Below are 17,063 nucleotides of genomic sequence, written 5' to 3'. Positions count from 1 at the left end.
GGTATTTCAATTTCCCAGTCCGTATTCTGATAGTACTTATTCAATTGGAAGATTGTGTTGCTTCAAGAATGAAAGTTTATCCCAATACCCTCTTTGAAAGACGATTTTGTTATCTTTTACATGAAAAAATCCGCATCCACGAAGTCCAAGAGAGTCTTTCCATTCCATGATAGCCCATTCGCCATCTTCAAAAATATTTTCCACCATACAAACCATTTTAGCAGTGGCAAATTCATTCACAAACATTTTGTAGATTGATTCTTTACCTATTATTGGTTCGTTTGCGACTTGATGATTTACTGCATTAGTAGCATACAGCTCTGCTATATGATAAGCATCTGCTTTGTTAAAGCAATCTATCCATTTTTCCAAAACTTCTTTAGGCTTCATTTTTTATAAATTCTTAGGATTTTGATTCTGTAATAAAAACAATCTGTTTGGATGCATAGATACTTGATTTTATTAATAATAGGCTATTCTATATTCTAAATCCTCTGGATTTTTGCTCTCTCTGCACCGAGTTACGTAGATTCTGCTGTAACTTTTCCCATTGTTCCTTAAACCATTGTACTATGGGTTGTCGGTTTATGGTCAGCATAAGCTTACCACTATCCATCGGATGTTTCTCAACCCTAAAAATATCATTCTTGATGTCAAATTTCCACCTGTGTTCTTCGGAATAAATTTTGCCACTACATTGTATGGATTCTTTCTTTGTCAAGAGGTTTTCTATCATGTCTTTGGTAAACCCGATAACAGCGCATAATTTTTCCATTCTCAACATCTCTTTGAACATGGGAAACCATTTGTGGGCTTTTTCAAGCAAGGTGCTCAATCGTGATATTTCCTTGTCTTTGGCTTCAAGTTCTTGATTATGTATTCTTTGAAGATTACGAATTTGTCTGCTATGCTGTTCCTGTATTTGTTGTATCTGAATTTTTAATTCATCAGTAGCTTTGTCCCGTTTGGTAATTTCCTGATGTAGCTGCTCGATGTGATGTTCCAGTTCTTTCAGCTTACCGCTTCCGAAAAGAGAACCTACACCGCTTGCTATGGCGGTAGCAGCATTGGTGGCTGTTTTCTTTAGTTTGTCCGTGCGTATCTCTGCTTTTACCTGTTTGAGTTCCTGTTCGGCAAGGCTTACTTGTTGTTCCTTGTGTCGCTTGGTTTCCTCTATACGTTGCAGTTCGGCTTTCTGCTTCTCAATGATGAAATCATTTCGTTCCAGATGCTCTTTACCTGTGACAGCTTTTGCCTGTCCACGTTCCATCAGGAGAATATCGGAAGCAAGGGTCTGCATGGTTGCCATATCCTCGTCATTGAGCTTTCGGCTCTTTCCAGTTTCATGGTTCATCCAGTCGAATACGACATGAGCATGATAATTTGGTTTGAACCATCTGTTACCGACTTGGAAGCTCTCCTTGTCTTCTGCTTCCGGCTGACCGTTCAGCCAATGCCCTTCGTCTTTATGCAGGAAAATCTGTAGCGGAGTGATGCCCCAGCGTCTTTGGCACTCTTCACCGAATTTGCGTACATCAGCCAGTGTGGTGTCCGGTCTGATAAGCAATACTCCTTCACGGATGGGTGAGCATCCCGCCACCTTGATAATCTTTCCATTCTTTCCCTTGCGTTCCCTTTCCTTTTCCTGCATGGCACGTCCGGTCTTTTCCTTGACCATTTGCTTGATATTGTCATAATGAGTTCGCAGTTCGGGAGTGCCGAAGTCGGGATTTATCCACTGTTCGTTATCGGTGGAAAGTTCGGGAACGACATAGATTCTGGACTCCCCGATATTACGCATATACTCGGCAGTCCTTCGGTTGTGTGCCTCGCTCGATGCGATGTTGCAAGGCTTGATATGTATGCTTGATTTTGTTGCCATAGCTTCTTTCCTTTGTTTACAATTGATTTACTTTGCTCGCTTTCGCAGAGGGGTTCTTAGGGGTAACCCATAAGCGGAGATTGCAAAGAGAGGGTCACTCTTTGCTCGGGGTTCTCAGGGGTGAAACGCCCTGAGTGGGTCATTAGGGCAAAGCCCTAATCCCCTCGGGAGAGCCCACAACTACGAAAGCGAAGCGTGTAGTTATAGTGGGCTATAACTGGAAGCCGTTCTTCTTTTCCGGTGATTGGCTGCGCACCCCTTTGGCGGACTGGAGCTGCCTTTTTCTTTCAATCTGTTTCTGTAAGTATTCGTTCAAGTCCTTGCATCCTCTGTAAATCTGCGAAGCGTCCCGGATGTACCGCTCTCTGCCGTATTCCATGCGGATTTGCCGGAGTGCTTCCAGTCCTGCATGGTCGTTGTCGAAAAAGCAGTGGATGCGTTCGTAATTGCCCAACGGATAGAGAGCCTTGTTTACATTCGATACGGAGTTCAATACAATGTAGTCCTGCCCGTCCAATTCCGGATAATTTGGGCAGCTCTCTTGTCTCAATGTCAAAAAGGAGAGGTAGTCCATAAATCCCTCGAACACATAACAGGTATTCCTCGCTTTTCCCGACTGCCTGATGTGGGAGATTTCCTTTGGGGCGATGCAGCCCTTGAAATAGCGGTTGCGGATTTCATATCCACACGAACCATTGGGAAAGGCGATGGCAAAGTACCGCTTGCCGTTGTGAGTGAAACGTGCTTCACTACATTCTCTTTTCGCCAGTTTTATGTTAATTCCTCTACCTTGTAAGTAGGCAAGCAGGGCAGTAGATGACAGCGGAACAATCTCCAACTGTTGGAAGCTCGGCTCGGAAGAGTTTTGCTTTCCAAAAGAGAAAGATACCGGGCGCACGTGCGGTGTCTGCTCTGCTATCCGTTTCAAGATGTAAGGTACATGGTCGGTAGCGTACAGGTGTGCAGCCAGTTCTATGATACCACCACCTTTACCCAAACCGAAGTCATACCATTGTTCACGTTCGGTATTTACCTTGAACGAGGCTTCGGCTTCTTCCCTTAACGGTGATTTATACCACAGATTGACACCTTGTTGCTTGACGGGAGAATATCCTAAACTATGCAGATAATCCGCTATTCTGATTTGCTTGGCTGTCTGTATATCCATAAAATGATTGTTTTAGTAGTTGGTGAATTGGTTTATTTTTCTTTTTGCCCGTACCTTTTTAGGAAGTACGGTCTATAATCACTTCACTAAATTCTCGTATATATAGGATACGGTAATAAAGTGAAGTGATTTAGTCCCATTCCCCAAGCACTTCACTATATTCCTAATATATACACCCCGAGAATAAAGTGAAGTGATTGCAGGGAAATGGGCTAATAGTGGAAGTCAGGCATGAATGTGTATTTTCTGCCTGTCTCCTGCACTATCATCCGTTTGTTGCGGAGCATGGTGATGAGCGATACCGCCTTTTTATGGTTCAGCTTTACACCCACTGACATATAGGTCTTGATTAAGGCATCTTCCAGTTCCTTGTAGCCGTATTCCTCTTTCAGCCCGAAAACGGCTTCCAATGCGATACGGTGCTGCTGCTCGGTGATATGCCTGTAAGGGTCGAACTTCTCTTCTTCGGGTCTTCCCGGCTTCTTTGTTTCAGGTTTGTATCCCTCAATGAGTTCGGGAAGGGCTTTGTCGTTGATACGGAATGCGAAAGGCTCAAAGTCCATTGCCCGGATGTGAATGGCTGAAACATGGCTGATGTCACCGTTGCCCTTGTCCTTTTCTACCTGCAATACGGTTTCCGCCTTGTTGTTCAACTCCGTACCAATGTGCCCTCTTGCGTTCTCATCCCCTTTGTTCTGATGCAGTATCGTATGGATATGTATCTGCCTGTCGTCCGTCCACTGCATCAGCTTGGATATGATGCGTGTTGATTCACTGGGGCTGTTGATGTCATACACCATATCCCGTATGCCGTCTATAATTACAAGACCGATTTCGGGTGTATTGTAAATAGCCTGTTCCACAATCCTGATACGCTGCTCAGGCGTGTATTTTCTTAAGGCAAGAAATTCAAGATTCTCATTGTCCCTATCATCTGGCAAACCAGCCATTCGCAAAATGCGCGTCATGACTTTCAGACAATGGTAAGGGCTTTGCTCTGTATCAACATAAAGCACTTTCCGCTTATCTTCAGGCAGTTCAGCCACATACCGCAGCACTGTGCCGTTCTTCAATGCAGCGGCTACGATAGCCGATACATTGAACGTTTTTTTACTTTTGGCTTTGCCGATGGATGCGCTGAAATTACCCAATGTCCCAATGACAGAATCATGTACTTTAAGGATTTCAGGTGCTTTCTCATAACTTTTCGACAGGCTCAAACGTGAGGCTTGCCAAAGGATTATGGCTTCTTCAGCCGATATTTCCTTAGTCTCTTTCATATAGTCCATAGCCATGCCTCCCGTTATTTCCGTCCTCCTGTTTTCTTTCCAGCCAGTTCAAGGGCAAGCTCAACATCCACGATAATCTTACGTCCTATCTGAGTGATTGCCTTGTCAATCTTTCCGCTTTTCTTGATACGGTTGGCGGTGGGTAGGCTGCACCCGAACAGTTTGGCTATGCCCAGTATTCCGTACACATATTTTCTTTCTGTGTCTGTAATGGGCTGTGGCTGCGTTTCCGTTTGACGGGAAGCGTGCTTACTTAGGAATATGAACTCTTCACCTGTCATCTGCCAGACGGGTTTTGATAATAATTCTTGAAGATTTTTCATCGTTCAATCTATTTAGTCGTTTAACAATCAGCCCTGCGCACTGGCTGTTATCTCTGTTCTCGAACGATGCAAAATTAGGTAGGGTTGTAAGTGGTAAGGATGTGGTTGATATAAATGGAATATCTTGTTATTTATCTGAATATCAGATAATAAAAATACCACTCAAAAATTTAATTTGAGTGGTAAAAGTGGTTGTTTCGTAAAATGTCAGGGCATATCACAGATTATCGGAATATACCATCCATTTCTTTGGCAAATTTCCGGTTGCTGTCACTGGGGAAATCGGAAACAGGCTCTTTGTACTTTGACTTGTAGTAGCTTTCCTCAATATCCAATATTTTCAGGATATTCCTCTTCCAATTCTCCCTGTCCTGTTTGGGCAGTTTTTCGCTCATCAGGAATATCAGATAGCAGGTACGTATTTTTTCTCTCGGTCTGATTTGGGGTTTGGTGTCGCTTGGTAGCAGGTTCATGCAGGTATAGAAATCATGTTCGGAAATATTCTCGAACTGTTCTCCCACGCAGGTTACATGAATGAGCGAAAGCAGTTCCATATTGAAATACTCAGTCTGTTTCGTTCCCAGCACTTCTTCCTGTATGTTGGGGGCATTTGGTTCTTGTTCGGCTGGCTCTTCCGGCTCGTTTGTTTCATCAAATACATATTTCGCCAATGTCTCTTTGAGGTGGCAGCCCAGCCGATAGATTTCATTGAAACGGCTTTTTGCATATTGCAGGGCTTTCTCTCTGGTCTGTTTTTGCAGATCGTAGAGTTCGGTCAGCTTGTTTTTTTTCTCCTCGTATTCATCTTTGCACCGTTCATATTCCATTTCCGCACGCTTTTCATCCTCTGCAGTGTGTTCCCGATAACCTATGGAATCGTATCGGTGGTATGCTTCGTTTAGCGGAGCATGGAGCTTGGTCGTCTTGTATTGCTGTTCTTCTATGGCTTCTTTATAGATTTCTGAAACTCGGAAGCAGATATTGTAAACGGTCTGTTCATCCGGCATACATCCTTTCTTGTAATAACTTATGTTTTCGCATACTTCCTTTTTCAGGCTATTCAGAATCAGTGTGTATTGCTCCTGTGGAAGATGAAACACCAGTTCAAGAATGGCTGTTTCAAGAACCGTTACATCATTGTAGTCCAGATAGAACTTGGTAATGAATTTCTGCTTTTCAAAAGAGAAACCTTTATTATCAAACCAGTCTTTATATATTCTGTTCAATTCTCCGTATCGGGGAATCAGCGTTGTAATTACATCTTTCATGGACGCAACTATTTTTGAGTGTTATTGTCTTTGTCAAGGAAAGAGGCCAGTTCTTCTTCCACTTCTTCCACGCTGGGCAACGCTGATTTCAGTTTCTCGGGAATCGCTTTGCTCAATTGGTAATCGCTGATGCCGATGGGCTGGTCATAGCCTGTCAATGCGTATTGTGCCACAACTTCGTCTTTTCCCTTGCATAGCAACAACCCGATAGTCTTGTTGTCATTCTCTCCCCTCAGTTTATCATCCACCACATTGATGTAGAAGTTCAGTTGTCCTGCATACTCCGGTTTGAATGGGGTAGCCTTTAATTCTACCACGATATATGCGTGCAACGGAATGGAATATAGAATCAGGTCGGCAAAGAAATCGCTGTTTCCGACTTGGAAGTGCTTCTGCCGGGCAACGAAGGCAAAACCGTTGCCCATTTCCAACAGGTAGCGGGTAACGTGTTTCACCAGCTGTTCTTCAATATCCCTTTCGTCTGCTTTTTCTTTGGCTCCTGCCAAATCAAAGATGTACGGGTCTTTGAGTAGGTAATTGGCAAGGTCGCTTTGTGGAGCCGGAAGTGTGGTCGTGAAATTGTTTACCTTGTTGTTGCTGATTTGTCGGCTATACAAATCACTGTCAATTTGCATTTTCAATACATTGCTGCTCCATCCCATTTCCACAGACTGCTTCATGTACCAGTAGCTTAGACCTAAAGGTAGCGAACTGTCAAGTATAGTCATTTGGCTTGTCCAGTTTATTTTGGCTATAGGAGAGGTCAAGAAAACTTCTTCTATTTCCCTGATTCCCATCCTGTAAATGGCAGACACGGTTTTTCCCACATCTTCAAATTGCGCAGGAACTTCCTGCGTAATTGCTAATGATTGACAATCAATCGATTGTATTTGCGCAGTAAGTTCCTGCGTAAATTGCTTGTCATTCAGTTTTAATACTTCATTGGTCACACTCTGTATGGTTGGGACAGACAGGCTTGCATCTGTTTCTATGAAACTTTGCAACGCTCTTAAAGGATATGCTTTTGCAAACTGGCACATATAGGTAAGGTTACGTTCCGAATAGCCTTTCTTTTCAGGGTAATGCAGTCGGATAGCCTTTGCCAACTGCTTGATGATTTTGCTTCCCCATCCGTGCAGCTGCTGGTGATAAAGGATGTAATTGCCTATCTTCCAGTAATGGAACAGCATTTGTGCATTGGCTGCAACAATCAGCCTTACTTGTGCCTGTTCTATTTCCGAACCGACCGCTTGTATGAATGCATCAAAATTCGTTTTCTCTATGTTGGATTCCTTGTTGCTCATATTGTGATGATAATTTCTACAAATATAGTCATTGGTAACTATCTATGAAACTGTTTGATACTTTTATAGTTGATTAAACTTGTTCATGGCATTTGCCTTAATATCATCCGCTATGTCAATGTAGGGTTTCATAGCTTTGTAGTCGCTGTGTCCCGTCCATTTCATGACCACCTGTGCCGGGATTCCGAGAGCCAGCGCATTGCAGATGAATGTCCTTCTTCCTGCATGGGTACTGAGCAAAGCGTATTTGGGTGTGACTTCATCAATACGTTCATTTCCCTTGTAGTAGGTTTCCCGTACAGGCTCGTTGATTTCTGCCAGTTCGCCCAGCTCTTTCAGGTAATCGTTCATCTTCTGGTTGCTGATGACGGGCAGAGCCATGTAATTCTCGAAATGGATGTCCTTGTATTTGTCCAGTATGGCTTTGCTGTATTTGTTCAGTTCAATCGTCAGGCTGTCGGCAGTCTTGACTGTGGTTATTTCGATGTGGTCGGACTTCACATCGCTTCTTTTCAGATTGCGAACATCCGAATACCGCAAACTCGTAAAGCAGCAGAACAGGAAAACATCACGCACACGTTCCAGGTATTGCTTATCCTTGGGTATCTGGTAGTCTTTCAGCTTGTTCAGTTCATCCCAAGTCAGGAAGATTACTTTTTTCGAGGTGGTTTTCAGTTTCGGTTTGAACGTATCGTATGCAATGTTCTGATGATGTCCTTTCTTGAAGCTCCAGCGCAGGAACCATTTGAGGAATCCCATTTGCTTGCCGATGGTGCTGTTTCTCATATCCTTGGTGTCACGCAGGAAGTTGACGTATTCGTTCAATCCAAACTCGTTGAAATAGTTGAACGTTGCATCCTCCTTGAACTCTTTGAGGTGGTTCCTCACTGCTGCAAATTTTTCATAGGTGGATGCCGTCCAGTTATTCTGGTTACCGCACTCTTTTACAAACTCATCGAACACCTCCCAAAAGCTGACAGGGGCTTCTTCCGGCTGTTCTTCGCTGGTGTCTTTCATTCTCATGTTGAAAGCTTCCTTCAACTGTTGGGTCGTTGGCATGACCTCCTGCACCTCAAATTCCTTGAAAATATTCTGGATTTCGGCATAGTATTTCAGCAAGTCCGTATTGATTTCGGCTGCACTTTGCTTTAGCTTGTTGGTACATCCGTTCTTTACCCGCTGCTTATCTGCATCCCATTTGGCTACGTCAATCCGGTAGCCCGTTGTAAACTCGATGCGTTGGCTGGCAAAGATGACACGCATACGGATGGGTACGTTCTCTACGATTGGCACACCGTTCTTTTTCCGGCTCTCCAATGCAAAAATGATGTTGCGCTTGATATTCATAATTGGGTGCGTTTGAAATTCTACACCCAAATATACACCCAATTATTGAGATGGCAAAAGACATTTAGAAACATTTACTTTTACTCTATATTGTAATTTACACTTGATTATCAGTCGTTTGCAGTTTTATGATATTCTGTGAAAGTATAAGTTCGAGAGCCCTTCTCTCCGGAACCAATCAATCCTCCGGCGTACGATTCGCAAAGCGAAAAAGCCGGGATGCAGACAAGCAGGAATAGCCGGAATATGCATTTTGAGACTTTCATAGAATCGGGACTGCGACGGATTCCCACAAATGTAGGAATTTTTATGGTACGGGGGAAACGTTCCGTCCCCGTTATTCCAAAAACTCAGAGAAGAACCCGACGGCCTGATCCCGGAATCGGGCTGCATCCTCGAACTCCTGCATGAGTTTGCGAAGGACCCTCTGGTAACGCTCCTCGTCGAGTTTCCGGCGCAGGCTTTTCCATCGGGCGATGTTTTGCCGAGCCAGATCGGGTCCGGCGTGCAGACCTTCGAGCAAGGCCTCCCGCAAGGTTTTGCCCGACGGCATCCGATACTCCCAGGGGAGGAAATGATAACTCAAAAGCCACATTTCGGGACATTGTGCAGGATCTTCGAACCGGGTCCGGTTCGGCTCGAAATACTGAGCTGTAAAATTGGTTCCAAGGCTGGTCCGATCCATTCCCACCCCGGTCGTATCAACGAACCACTCTTTTCCCGCGCGATTCCGGAAATTGGCATAATAGTGGTTCTGCACATCCAGAGTCAGTCCCAGTCCATAAGGCGAACTGCTCTGTGTAAAGACCTTCCAGGTCGGCATCATCATGGCTTCGATCTCCCGGGTTGCGGTTTCATCCGTATGCCAGGTAGCACGAATCCAGTCTCGAGTAATTTGCACGGTCGGCGCCTCCGGATTCCAGGCCAAGCGTCCGAACGCATACCAGTTGGCCTGTGCGAACGGGTGCTCGGTCCAGTTTCGAACGTTCCCCGTATTGGCCACACCCGCAATGGCCCGAATTCGCTGCGGGTAGATTTTACCTTCGGTTATGCGAGCCACCGTACTTCCGGGTCCGAGGCAGCAGGTATCGAAATCCAGAACGGTTCGCCACATCGGGAGCAGATAGACCAGGTACGTCGAATGTCCCGTGTATTCCTGTGTAATCTGGAGTTCCAGCATCATTTGCGAACGGCGCATCGCGCCGAATAGCGGCTGAATCGGCTCGGAAGGCTGGAAATCAAGGGGTCCGTTTTTGGTTTGAAGGATCACATTGTCGTCGAACAGCCCGTCCAGCGGCATAAACTCAAGATATGACCGTTTCATTCGATCCTTATCAATCTCCGGATTGTAGACGAAGGTTCTCCACATGACGATTCCACCATGCGGTTTCAGGGCCCGGGCCAGGAGATTGGCCCCATCGGCGTGATTACATCCATAATCCTGAGGGCCGGGCATTCCTTCGGAATTCGCCTTTACCAGGAAGCCTCCGAAATCGGGAATCAACGCATAGATTTCATCGGCTTTGGCTTTCCACCAGGCCTGTACCTGTGGATCTCGGGGATCGGCCGTGTCGAGATTTCCGATTCCGCCCCATGCCTTCATCACGTCGGGCGTTGCGGAGGGTTTCATCGGGGCTGCAAAGTTTGCCGTCAGATATACCCGGATATTGTAACCTCGGAAAACATCCGCCAACGCCGCAACTTTTTTCAAATAATCGCGCCGCAGAATCCGGGGATCAGCATTCACATTATTCAAAACGACCCCATTGATACCGATCGATGCATTGGCCCGGGCGTAATCCTCATAACGAGGATCGAGTGTTTCGGGCAGTTCATTCCACTTCCAAAGCGAGGTTCCCGCATATCCGCGTTCGATATGACCGTCCAGATCATCCCAGTGGTTTAGGATTCTCAGGTCATAGGCCGGAACCTCCTTGATCATCAATCTCTCCAGCGAGTTTCCGCATTGCATTTCACGAATCAACCGAAAGGCGGCATATAAGAGTCCGGCATCCCCTGCGGCTTGCACAGCGATTCCGGTACTGTTGCTTTGAATGGTGTAACCTTCCGCGCCTAATTCGGCCGGATCTCCGTCCAGGGACATGTGAATTCCAGCCTGCTTGTTCTCCGACCATTTCGGAGAGATGCCGAGCAACTGTTCGAAAGCCCGCGTCAGTTCCTTGGTGATAACCGTTTGGTATTTGTTTGCGGGAAGAGTGATACAAGAACACCGTTTTTCGTATTCATTTTGCCGGGCGGGTTGTTGCACGGGTCTATAATCAAGCCACAGGTTATATCCGGCGGAGTCCGTCTGCGAAGATGCGCATACGGCATGAAATGCTGTGAAAACCAGTGCTATATGTATGATTGGAATAAGGAATTTCTTCATGAAAGGCATTGGGGGCTGATATTTCAACGAAAACAGATGAAAACAAAAGTAATAAAATAAAATGAATGGACAATCCACACTCCGACAGGGGCTTTGTCGAGGAGCCGCTCGGGTTGGCTCCGATTGAGCATGTCGTGGGACGATTGAGGCTGTGGTGTTGCCGGGGAGGCTTCTGAGTGTACAGAGCCTGCCGGATGTATATCCGCGTCGGGGTCGTCGACCGGGGTGGGGGATGCAGCCTGCCGGGAGCGAGGCTCGGTCAAACGACAGGTCCGGATTCTGGAAGGGTTCCCTATCGCCATTCGTGGATTTTTTACGCTCCGTTTTGCCCCATGTCGGCGAATTTTGGAAGAGCGGACGCCCTGCAATCGCCCGATGGACGGCAACGTATCGACATGACCCTCTCCGACGAGGATGGAGCCATGCGCATCGGCTACGCCACGCAATTCGACGGACGTCCGGTCATTCTTCCCTCGGCGCTCGACCTCACGTTCGACAACCACACCCGGAAACTGGCCCTCGGCAAGCCTTTCACAAAGATCGAAAGCAGGTTGAGAATCTCCTTATATTCCCAAAGTTAGGAAACCTTCGCAATGTTTCTTTCAGAATCAATGCGTGTTTTTTCAAGCCGGGCTTCTCCCCAAAGGCTGGTTATATACGAAAAACGAAGAGTCCGGGTAAAGACTCTTCGTTTTGGCATGATGCGACGATGTGGGGACCGTTCTGAGGTTTCGGGTTTGACCTTTTCCAAAGACGTCTTCTGTCCTCGAATATGAATCCGGATTCGAACTGTACCCCGATTCCCTCCGTCCAGCCAACTGACACCGTTGCGAGAAAGGCCTATTCGTTCAGCAGCATTCGGATTGTATCTTCCAGTTCCTGTCCGCGCAGGTTTTGTCCGACAATCCGATTCTCGGCATCCAGTACGTAGATTGCAGGAACGCTCCGCACCCCATACATCCGTGCTACAGCATTGTCCCAGCCCTTCAGATCAGACGTATGAATCCACTCCATTTTGTCGGTTTCGATGGTCTGCAGCCAGTTTTCCCGTTTCGTGTCCAGCGATACGCTGATGATCTCCAGCCCTTTGTCCTTGTATTTGTCGTAGATGCGTCGCACATTGGGCGTCTCGGCTCGGCAGGGTCCACACCACGAGGCCCAAAAATCGAGCACCTTCACTTTGGCCTGAATGCCATAAAGAGATACGGGATTGCCATCGGGATCGTTTTGGGTGAAGTCCGGAGCAATGTTTCCGTTTTCCGTACAGCTCATCGCTTCGGCCATTCGCTTGACGGCCTGTCCCGGAGGTGTCTGTAAGGCATTCGGACCCAACAACGCCACCTTTTCGCCAATTTTGCGTGCTACGGCGAGTTCACGGCTGCGCAACCATACGAGGGTTGCCGCTACGATATTGTCGTTCTGGCGCAACAGGCTGTCTTCGTATTGTTCCTGAGCAGTTTTGAGATCTTCATAGATTGCCCGGTGATGCATTTTTTCGAAAAGATCGTCTCTTTTTGCCGCCTCCCGGTAAGCGGTTTCGATCTTCTTTTTTTCTTGGTCGAAGGCTTTATTCCGGGCGGAATAAGCGTTCCAGATCTCCTGCAACGCTCCGCCTTTCACCTGCATCGAGCCTTCGGCATCGACTTCGAGTTTATAGGAATGGATGCCCGGTTCGAAAAAAAACGGAATACGAGGCAGCACTTCCGGGATGCGCAGACAAGCCATGATGCATTGCCCGGTCACCGGAATTTCAAAATTCCCGTCCGTCACGACTCCGGCAACCAGCAGGGAATCCTGACCGTTCGTATCGATTCCGGTCAATTCGATTTGGGTGCCGTTCTCAACCTCCGGCAAAGTACCGGTGATTTGATACCCCTCCGACGTGTTGCAGGCAGCTCCGACCGTCAGTAGGATTCCTGCCATCATTGCTTTTTTCATTGCTTTCTTCATGCCTTTTTTCATTCTCACGTTTCTCGGCAACATGTTTTCCAGTTTTTTTGAAAATGAATGTTTAATGAGTCACTTTTTGCAGTTGGAGACTCTCTTTTTGTTGACTTGTTTTTGGATCGCCAGGTCCAGTGCGGCCCCGGATGCCGAATATCTCGCCCCGACATCCGGGTCTGCACAGGACTTCATGCTTCAAAACCGCCTCTTTTATCGGCAGCCAGCAGCAACGGACCGATTCTGGCACATCTTTCTGGAATGGATCCGGCCCTTACAACTCTTCATACTCCTTGTAGACGACATCCACGATCTTGCCCAGTCCATCGATCTCCTCGGCGAGCGTAAGTTTGTCGGTTGCAAATTCCGGAACCTCGTAGAGCCGGAATGTTCCGACATTCGGATCATCAGGCGATGCCATCTTCTTGTTCGTACAGACGACCAGTTTGTACATGTTGTCACTCATGCCTTCCGGACCGTCTATGTATAAGATTTTGTTGAATTTGCAGACGACAATCTCTTCTCCGGGATCCAGGGCCAGCACTTCGGTGACATTCATGGTTGTTTGATTGCCTATATCTATCCGGTAGACCTTGTTTTCCGTGGCGTAGAAGAGCACGTTAAGACTGGGGTGTAAAGCAAAGAATTTGGCGTTTGCCATGTCCGGCCCTTCGATTTTGCCATAGCAGAACTGCTCGATCTCTGAGAACTTCAATAACATGCCATACAAATAGTATTCCGGGCTGGCCGGTTCCTTCAAGACAGCCACAACCAGTTCATCGATATCGTAATGGGAGTCCATGAATACCATGTCCCTGCCGGTAACAACATCAAACAATTGAGTGCCTGTACATTGCATTTCCGAGGGATAGTTGTTGGTGTCGTATTTGGATAGGAATCGACGGCCTTCCATGTCGTAGAATATCACGGCATAATTATAGTTCCAAGGCTCTACATCGGCCGTATACCACCAAGAATAAGATACACCGATAAAGGGTGCGGCCTTGAATGCAGTCTCTCCATTCACCATATTGATGGGATAGGAGAAGAATGCCTGATTGGAACATTCGGTTTTGTAGATTTCCCCTTCGTTGTTGATAACCCACCAGTATGCCACCAGGTTAGGAGCTGCGGTGTATATGTCGTTGACGCTGCTTTCAATCAGGATCTGGTCGCCGGCCGTACCGAAATACCACTTCAGGTCCGTATCTTCGCCGATATGGAAGTTGCTTCCGGTGATAGCGAAACTCCCTTTGTCCGTGGCCAAGAACGGGAATCCGAATGTCCCCCAGTTATCTCCTACGAAGAAGAGTCTTTTGGGCGACCCCATATCGAAATCGAGGTTTTTCCACAGGTCGGGATAGAGCACGTCCTCCTTCCCTTCGCTGTCCTTGCCGATCAGGTCCAGGCGGGTCCGGCCGTTATCATCGCAGGCGACCAGCCATCCGTTGCTGCCCTGGCTGGTTACGTGCAGGTAGAAGTCCTCGATCCAGGTGACACCCGTCGCGGGGTCTTTGACCTCGAAGAATCCCGTGTAGTCGCCATCGGACAGTTGTACGGGATATACGAGATCCTTCTCGCGGCTGACGATGAACTCATCCAACGAGGCTCCGCTGTTCGTGTCGGCATTCCGAGGGATGATCCGCCACGTGTACTCGTAGTTGTCCGCCTCGCTCATGGTCGAGTGGATGACGGGGGAGATCTTCAGCGTTGTCTGAAAGGCATAGGCCTGGTATACATTTTCCCGATCGATACCTTCGATTGTCACTTCGTTGATGTCGTGATAGTCGTAGTTGCCCTTGTCGCTGTAACAGGCCGTCAGAAACAGGGCTGCCGCACAGCAGACGGCTGCAATCTTGTATAATGAACGGAATTTCATACGGTTCAGTTTTTAGGGTGTTAATTTTGCGAATCGGGTCCCATGGTCATCAGGGTCTCGCCATCCTCTTCATATATGGGCGGGTTCTGTTCATTCAGCCAGCGCTGCATGTATTGGCCGATGAAGATCAGATAAGCCGTGCGGTTTCCGTAGGCATTGCTGATCCACTCGGTACGGTCGATTCCCATGACATCGCAGATCGTGATGGATTTTTTCATCGAATATTCTCCGAAAATCGCTTCGTGCCGATACCACCAGTCCGGTTTTGCCAGGTTCTCGTTCATGACGATCACCCGTTGCAGGTCGATCCGGCGGCGGTTGTTCTCCTTGTCGGTGATCTCGCGCGAGTAGAGGAATTTCAGCTCTTCGGTCTCCTGCAAGGCGATGGTCAGCGCGCGGCTTTCGGTTTGCAGAGCTTCGGTGCGCAGAAGCGTGATGTCGAGGTTCGTGCTTACTTCATGAGCCGGGATCATGCATTCGGTTTCGAAGGCCCGGTAATCGACCCCTTCGACGGCCGCCTCCATTTTGCCCTTCAGCTCTTCGGGTATGATCGTCTCCGTAACCAGGACCTGGAATTTCCGGTCGTAATCGGCCACATCCCCGATCAGATTGATCCGCAGGGATATTTTCGTTTCGAGGATGTCTCCGTCGATTTGTCCCCATCCGAAGGAGAGCGTGTCTGCGCGGAGGTTGTTTTGCGTCTCTTTCTCCTGATGGTCGAAATAGATTCCGCTTTCACCCTGATAGGTATCGAGATCTTTCTGGCACCCGCTCCAGAAGAGTCCCGAGGCAATGGCTACTATGATAAGAATTCGTTTCATGATGATATCTCCAGATTAATTGTATTGGGTCTCACCGTCCGGGATGGGCAGGACGTATGTTGCACTGTTCATGCTCACGGTGCCGGACGTGCTGGTTGCATTGGGTATCGAGGATCGATTCAGGCGCTTGTAGTAGAAGAAGAGCTGCCCTTCGCCGAAGAACTCCTTGCGGTATTCGTCATCCAGCAGCGCTTGCGGCGTGAGTATGCTCGGGGAGTCGACACCCCGGTGTTTCAGGAACTCCGTCAGGGTCTGCATGGCGTCCGTCTCCAGACCTTTTTCCAATTGAATCTCGGCCTTGATGTAATACATTTCGCTGATGCGCAGCATCGGAATCATCTGCATGTAGAGCGAATCTCCGCCCATGTATTTCTGGAACACGGAGAAGTTTGTACCACCGACTTCGGCCGTCGTGCGGAGCGAAGTCCGGTAGCGGTAGTCGTTGATGTTCGTATAGAGGCTGGAGATGATGGAGCTTCTGGGCGCCAGCAGGCTTTCGGACTTCAGCCGGGAGGCATCGAACAGCGAGGAGTAGAGCAGATCGACATTCAGATTCTGCAGTCCGAAGAGGATCTCGGTCGAGAAGACCCGGTCCGGTTCCGAAGCCGTGATCTGCTGACTCGTAATGAACGGGAAATGAGTGCTTCTGTCGTGCTTGTCGATGATGTCCTGGCTCAACTCTTCGGCCCGCTTGGTGTCGCCGACGTACATCGAGGCTCGGGCAAGAAGAGCTTCTACGGCGTAGTAGTTCATCCGCAGGTTCCGGTAAGCGAGGAACGTGTCTCCGGTTTTTCCGCTCACGCCGTTTGCGATCACAGGATCATCCTTCAGCTCCACGAGTGCATTTTCGAGGTCCGTAATGACGTTCGTCATGAATTCGGCCGCCTGCAGGCTCGGGGCGACATTCAGCGAAAATTCGGAGTAATAGGGGATCGACGTCTGGTTTTCGTTTCCCTCGTATACGGGTCCGAACAGCCGGAACAGGTCGAAATGCAGCAAGGCTCTCAAGGCCAGAGCCTCACCCTTGATGATGTGGTAATACTCGTCGGAGAGGACCGACCCCCGGCGTTTTTCGCAATTTTCCAGGATTTTGTTGAGGTTGGCAATCAGCGTATAGGCGGTCTCCCAGATATTGGAAATCTGGTCCTGCGCCGTGGCTCCCGTGTAATCGTAGGTCGTAAAGGGGTAATAACGGGTGAACTCATCGCTGACGTCATAACGCTGCGCCAGCACCTCGATCATTCCGCAACTGAGGGCACGTCCGTACAGGTTGTCCGAGTTCAACTCCACATATACGCCGTTCAGGGTCTGCCTGAAACCGGCCACCGAACTGAAAGCCGTCTCTTCGGATACCTGGTCGCTGGGCTGTACATCCAGCCAGTCGGCACACGAAACCGCCATCAGAGCCGTCAGGACAACCAAGATATGTCTATACTTTTTCATTGTAGTGTT

14 protein-coding genes are annotated in these 17,063 nt (G+C 48.0%); 1 reads left to right on the top strand and 13 read right to left on the bottom strand.

The window, feature by feature from the left end; translation table 11 throughout:
- Positions 1-36: 36 nt before the first annotated feature.
- The 9 genes from ABGT65_RS07290 to ABGT65_RS07250 form a co-directional block, all read right to left on the bottom strand.
- The gene (locus ABGT65_RS07290) at positions 37-390 is read right to left on the bottom strand and encodes a nuclear transport factor 2 family protein (protein WP_004308780.1); all 354 of its coding nucleotides are present in this window, start codon (positions 388-390) and stop codon (positions 37-39) included.
- Positions 391-478: 88 nt separating this feature from the next.
- The gene (locus ABGT65_RS07285; RefSeq protein WP_004308779.1) at positions 479-1,882 is read right to left on the bottom strand and encodes a hypothetical protein; all 1,404 of its coding nucleotides are present in this window, start codon (positions 1,880-1,882) and stop codon (positions 479-481) included.
- A 211-nt stretch (positions 1,883-2,093) separates the two neighbouring features.
- Complete coding sequence (locus ABGT65_RS07280) at positions 2,094-3,050, bottom strand: toprim domain-containing protein (RefSeq protein ID WP_004308778.1); 957 nt, start codon at positions 3,048-3,050, stop codon at positions 2,094-2,096.
- 212 nt (positions 3,051-3,262) lie between these two features.
- Positions 3,263-4,339 (bottom strand): AAA family ATPase, encoded by a 1,077-nt coding sequence (locus ABGT65_RS07275; RefSeq protein WP_008766855.1) that lies wholly within the window; start codon positions 4,337-4,339, stop codon positions 3,263-3,265.
- A 14-nt stretch (positions 4,340-4,353) separates the two neighbouring features.
- Entirely contained in the window at positions 4,354-4,662 is a 309-nt protein-coding gene (locus tag ABGT65_RS07270; protein ID WP_004308776.1) for a DUF3853 family protein, read from the bottom strand.
- A 224-nt stretch (positions 4,663-4,886) separates the two neighbouring features.
- The gene (locus ABGT65_RS07265; RefSeq protein WP_004308775.1) at positions 4,887-5,930 is read right to left on the bottom strand and encodes a hypothetical protein; all 1,044 of its coding nucleotides are present in this window, start codon (positions 5,928-5,930) and stop codon (positions 4,887-4,889) included.
- Positions 5,931-5,938: 8 nt separating this feature from the next.
- Positions 5,939-7,234, bottom strand: coding sequence for a YhcG family protein (locus tag ABGT65_RS07260; RefSeq protein ID WP_004308774.1), 1,296 nt, complete (start codon positions 7,232-7,234; stop codon positions 5,939-5,941).
- 63 nt (positions 7,235-7,297) lie between these two features.
- The gene (locus ABGT65_RS07255; RefSeq protein WP_004308773.1) at positions 7,298-8,581 is read right to left on the bottom strand and encodes a site-specific integrase; all 1,284 of its coding nucleotides are present in this window, start codon (positions 8,579-8,581) and stop codon (positions 7,298-7,300) included.
- A gap of 337 nt (positions 8,582-8,918) precedes the next feature.
- Positions 8,919-11,048, bottom strand: coding sequence for an alpha-glucuronidase family glycosyl hydrolase (locus ABGT65_RS07250; protein ID WP_346700930.1), 2,130 nt, complete (start codon positions 11,046-11,048; stop codon positions 8,919-8,921).
- A gap of 254 nt (positions 11,049-11,302) precedes the next feature.
- Here ABGT65_RS07250 and ABGT65_RS07245 point away from each other — a divergent pair, with 254 nt between their 5' ends.
- Positions 11,303-11,551: a hypothetical protein gene (locus ABGT65_RS07245; RefSeq protein ID WP_346700928.1), complete on the top strand. Its 249-nt coding sequence runs from the start codon at positions 11,303-11,305 to the stop codon at positions 11,549-11,551.
- A 259-nt stretch (positions 11,552-11,810) separates the two neighbouring features.
- Here the strand turns inward: ABGT65_RS07245 and ABGT65_RS07240 are convergent, their stop codons facing one another.
- From ABGT65_RS07240 to ABGT65_RS07225, 4 genes are all read right to left on the bottom strand, one after another.
- Positions 11,811-12,953 (bottom strand): TlpA disulfide reductase family protein, encoded by a 1,143-nt coding sequence (locus ABGT65_RS07240; RefSeq protein ID WP_346700926.1) that lies wholly within the window; start codon positions 12,951-12,953, stop codon positions 11,811-11,813.
- A 232-nt stretch (positions 12,954-13,185) separates the two neighbouring features.
- Complete coding sequence (locus ABGT65_RS07235) at positions 13,186-14,790, bottom strand: PKD-like family lipoprotein (protein WP_346700924.1); 1,605 nt, start codon at positions 14,788-14,790, stop codon at positions 13,186-13,188.
- A 20-nt stretch (positions 14,791-14,810) separates the two neighbouring features.
- A complete protein-coding gene (locus tag ABGT65_RS07230; RefSeq protein ID WP_346700922.1) occupies positions 14,811-15,611 on the bottom strand; it encodes a DUF4843 domain-containing protein in 801 nt (266 codons plus the stop codon).
- Positions 15,612-15,626: 15 nt separating this feature from the next.
- Positions 15,627-17,054, bottom strand: a complete 1,428-nt coding sequence (locus ABGT65_RS07225; protein ID WP_346700920.1) for a RagB/SusD family nutrient uptake outer membrane protein — start codon at positions 17,052-17,054, stop codon at positions 15,627-15,629.
- Positions 17,055-17,063: the final 9 nt, after the last annotated feature.

The sequence above is a fragment of the uncultured Alistipes sp. genome, assembly GCF_963931675.1.
GTDB lineage: Bacteria > Bacteroidota > Bacteroidia > Bacteroidales > Rikenellaceae > Alistipes.
The sequence above is the reverse complement of the archived record's forward strand: the minus strand, read 5'-3'. Positions and strand labels throughout refer to the sequence as shown.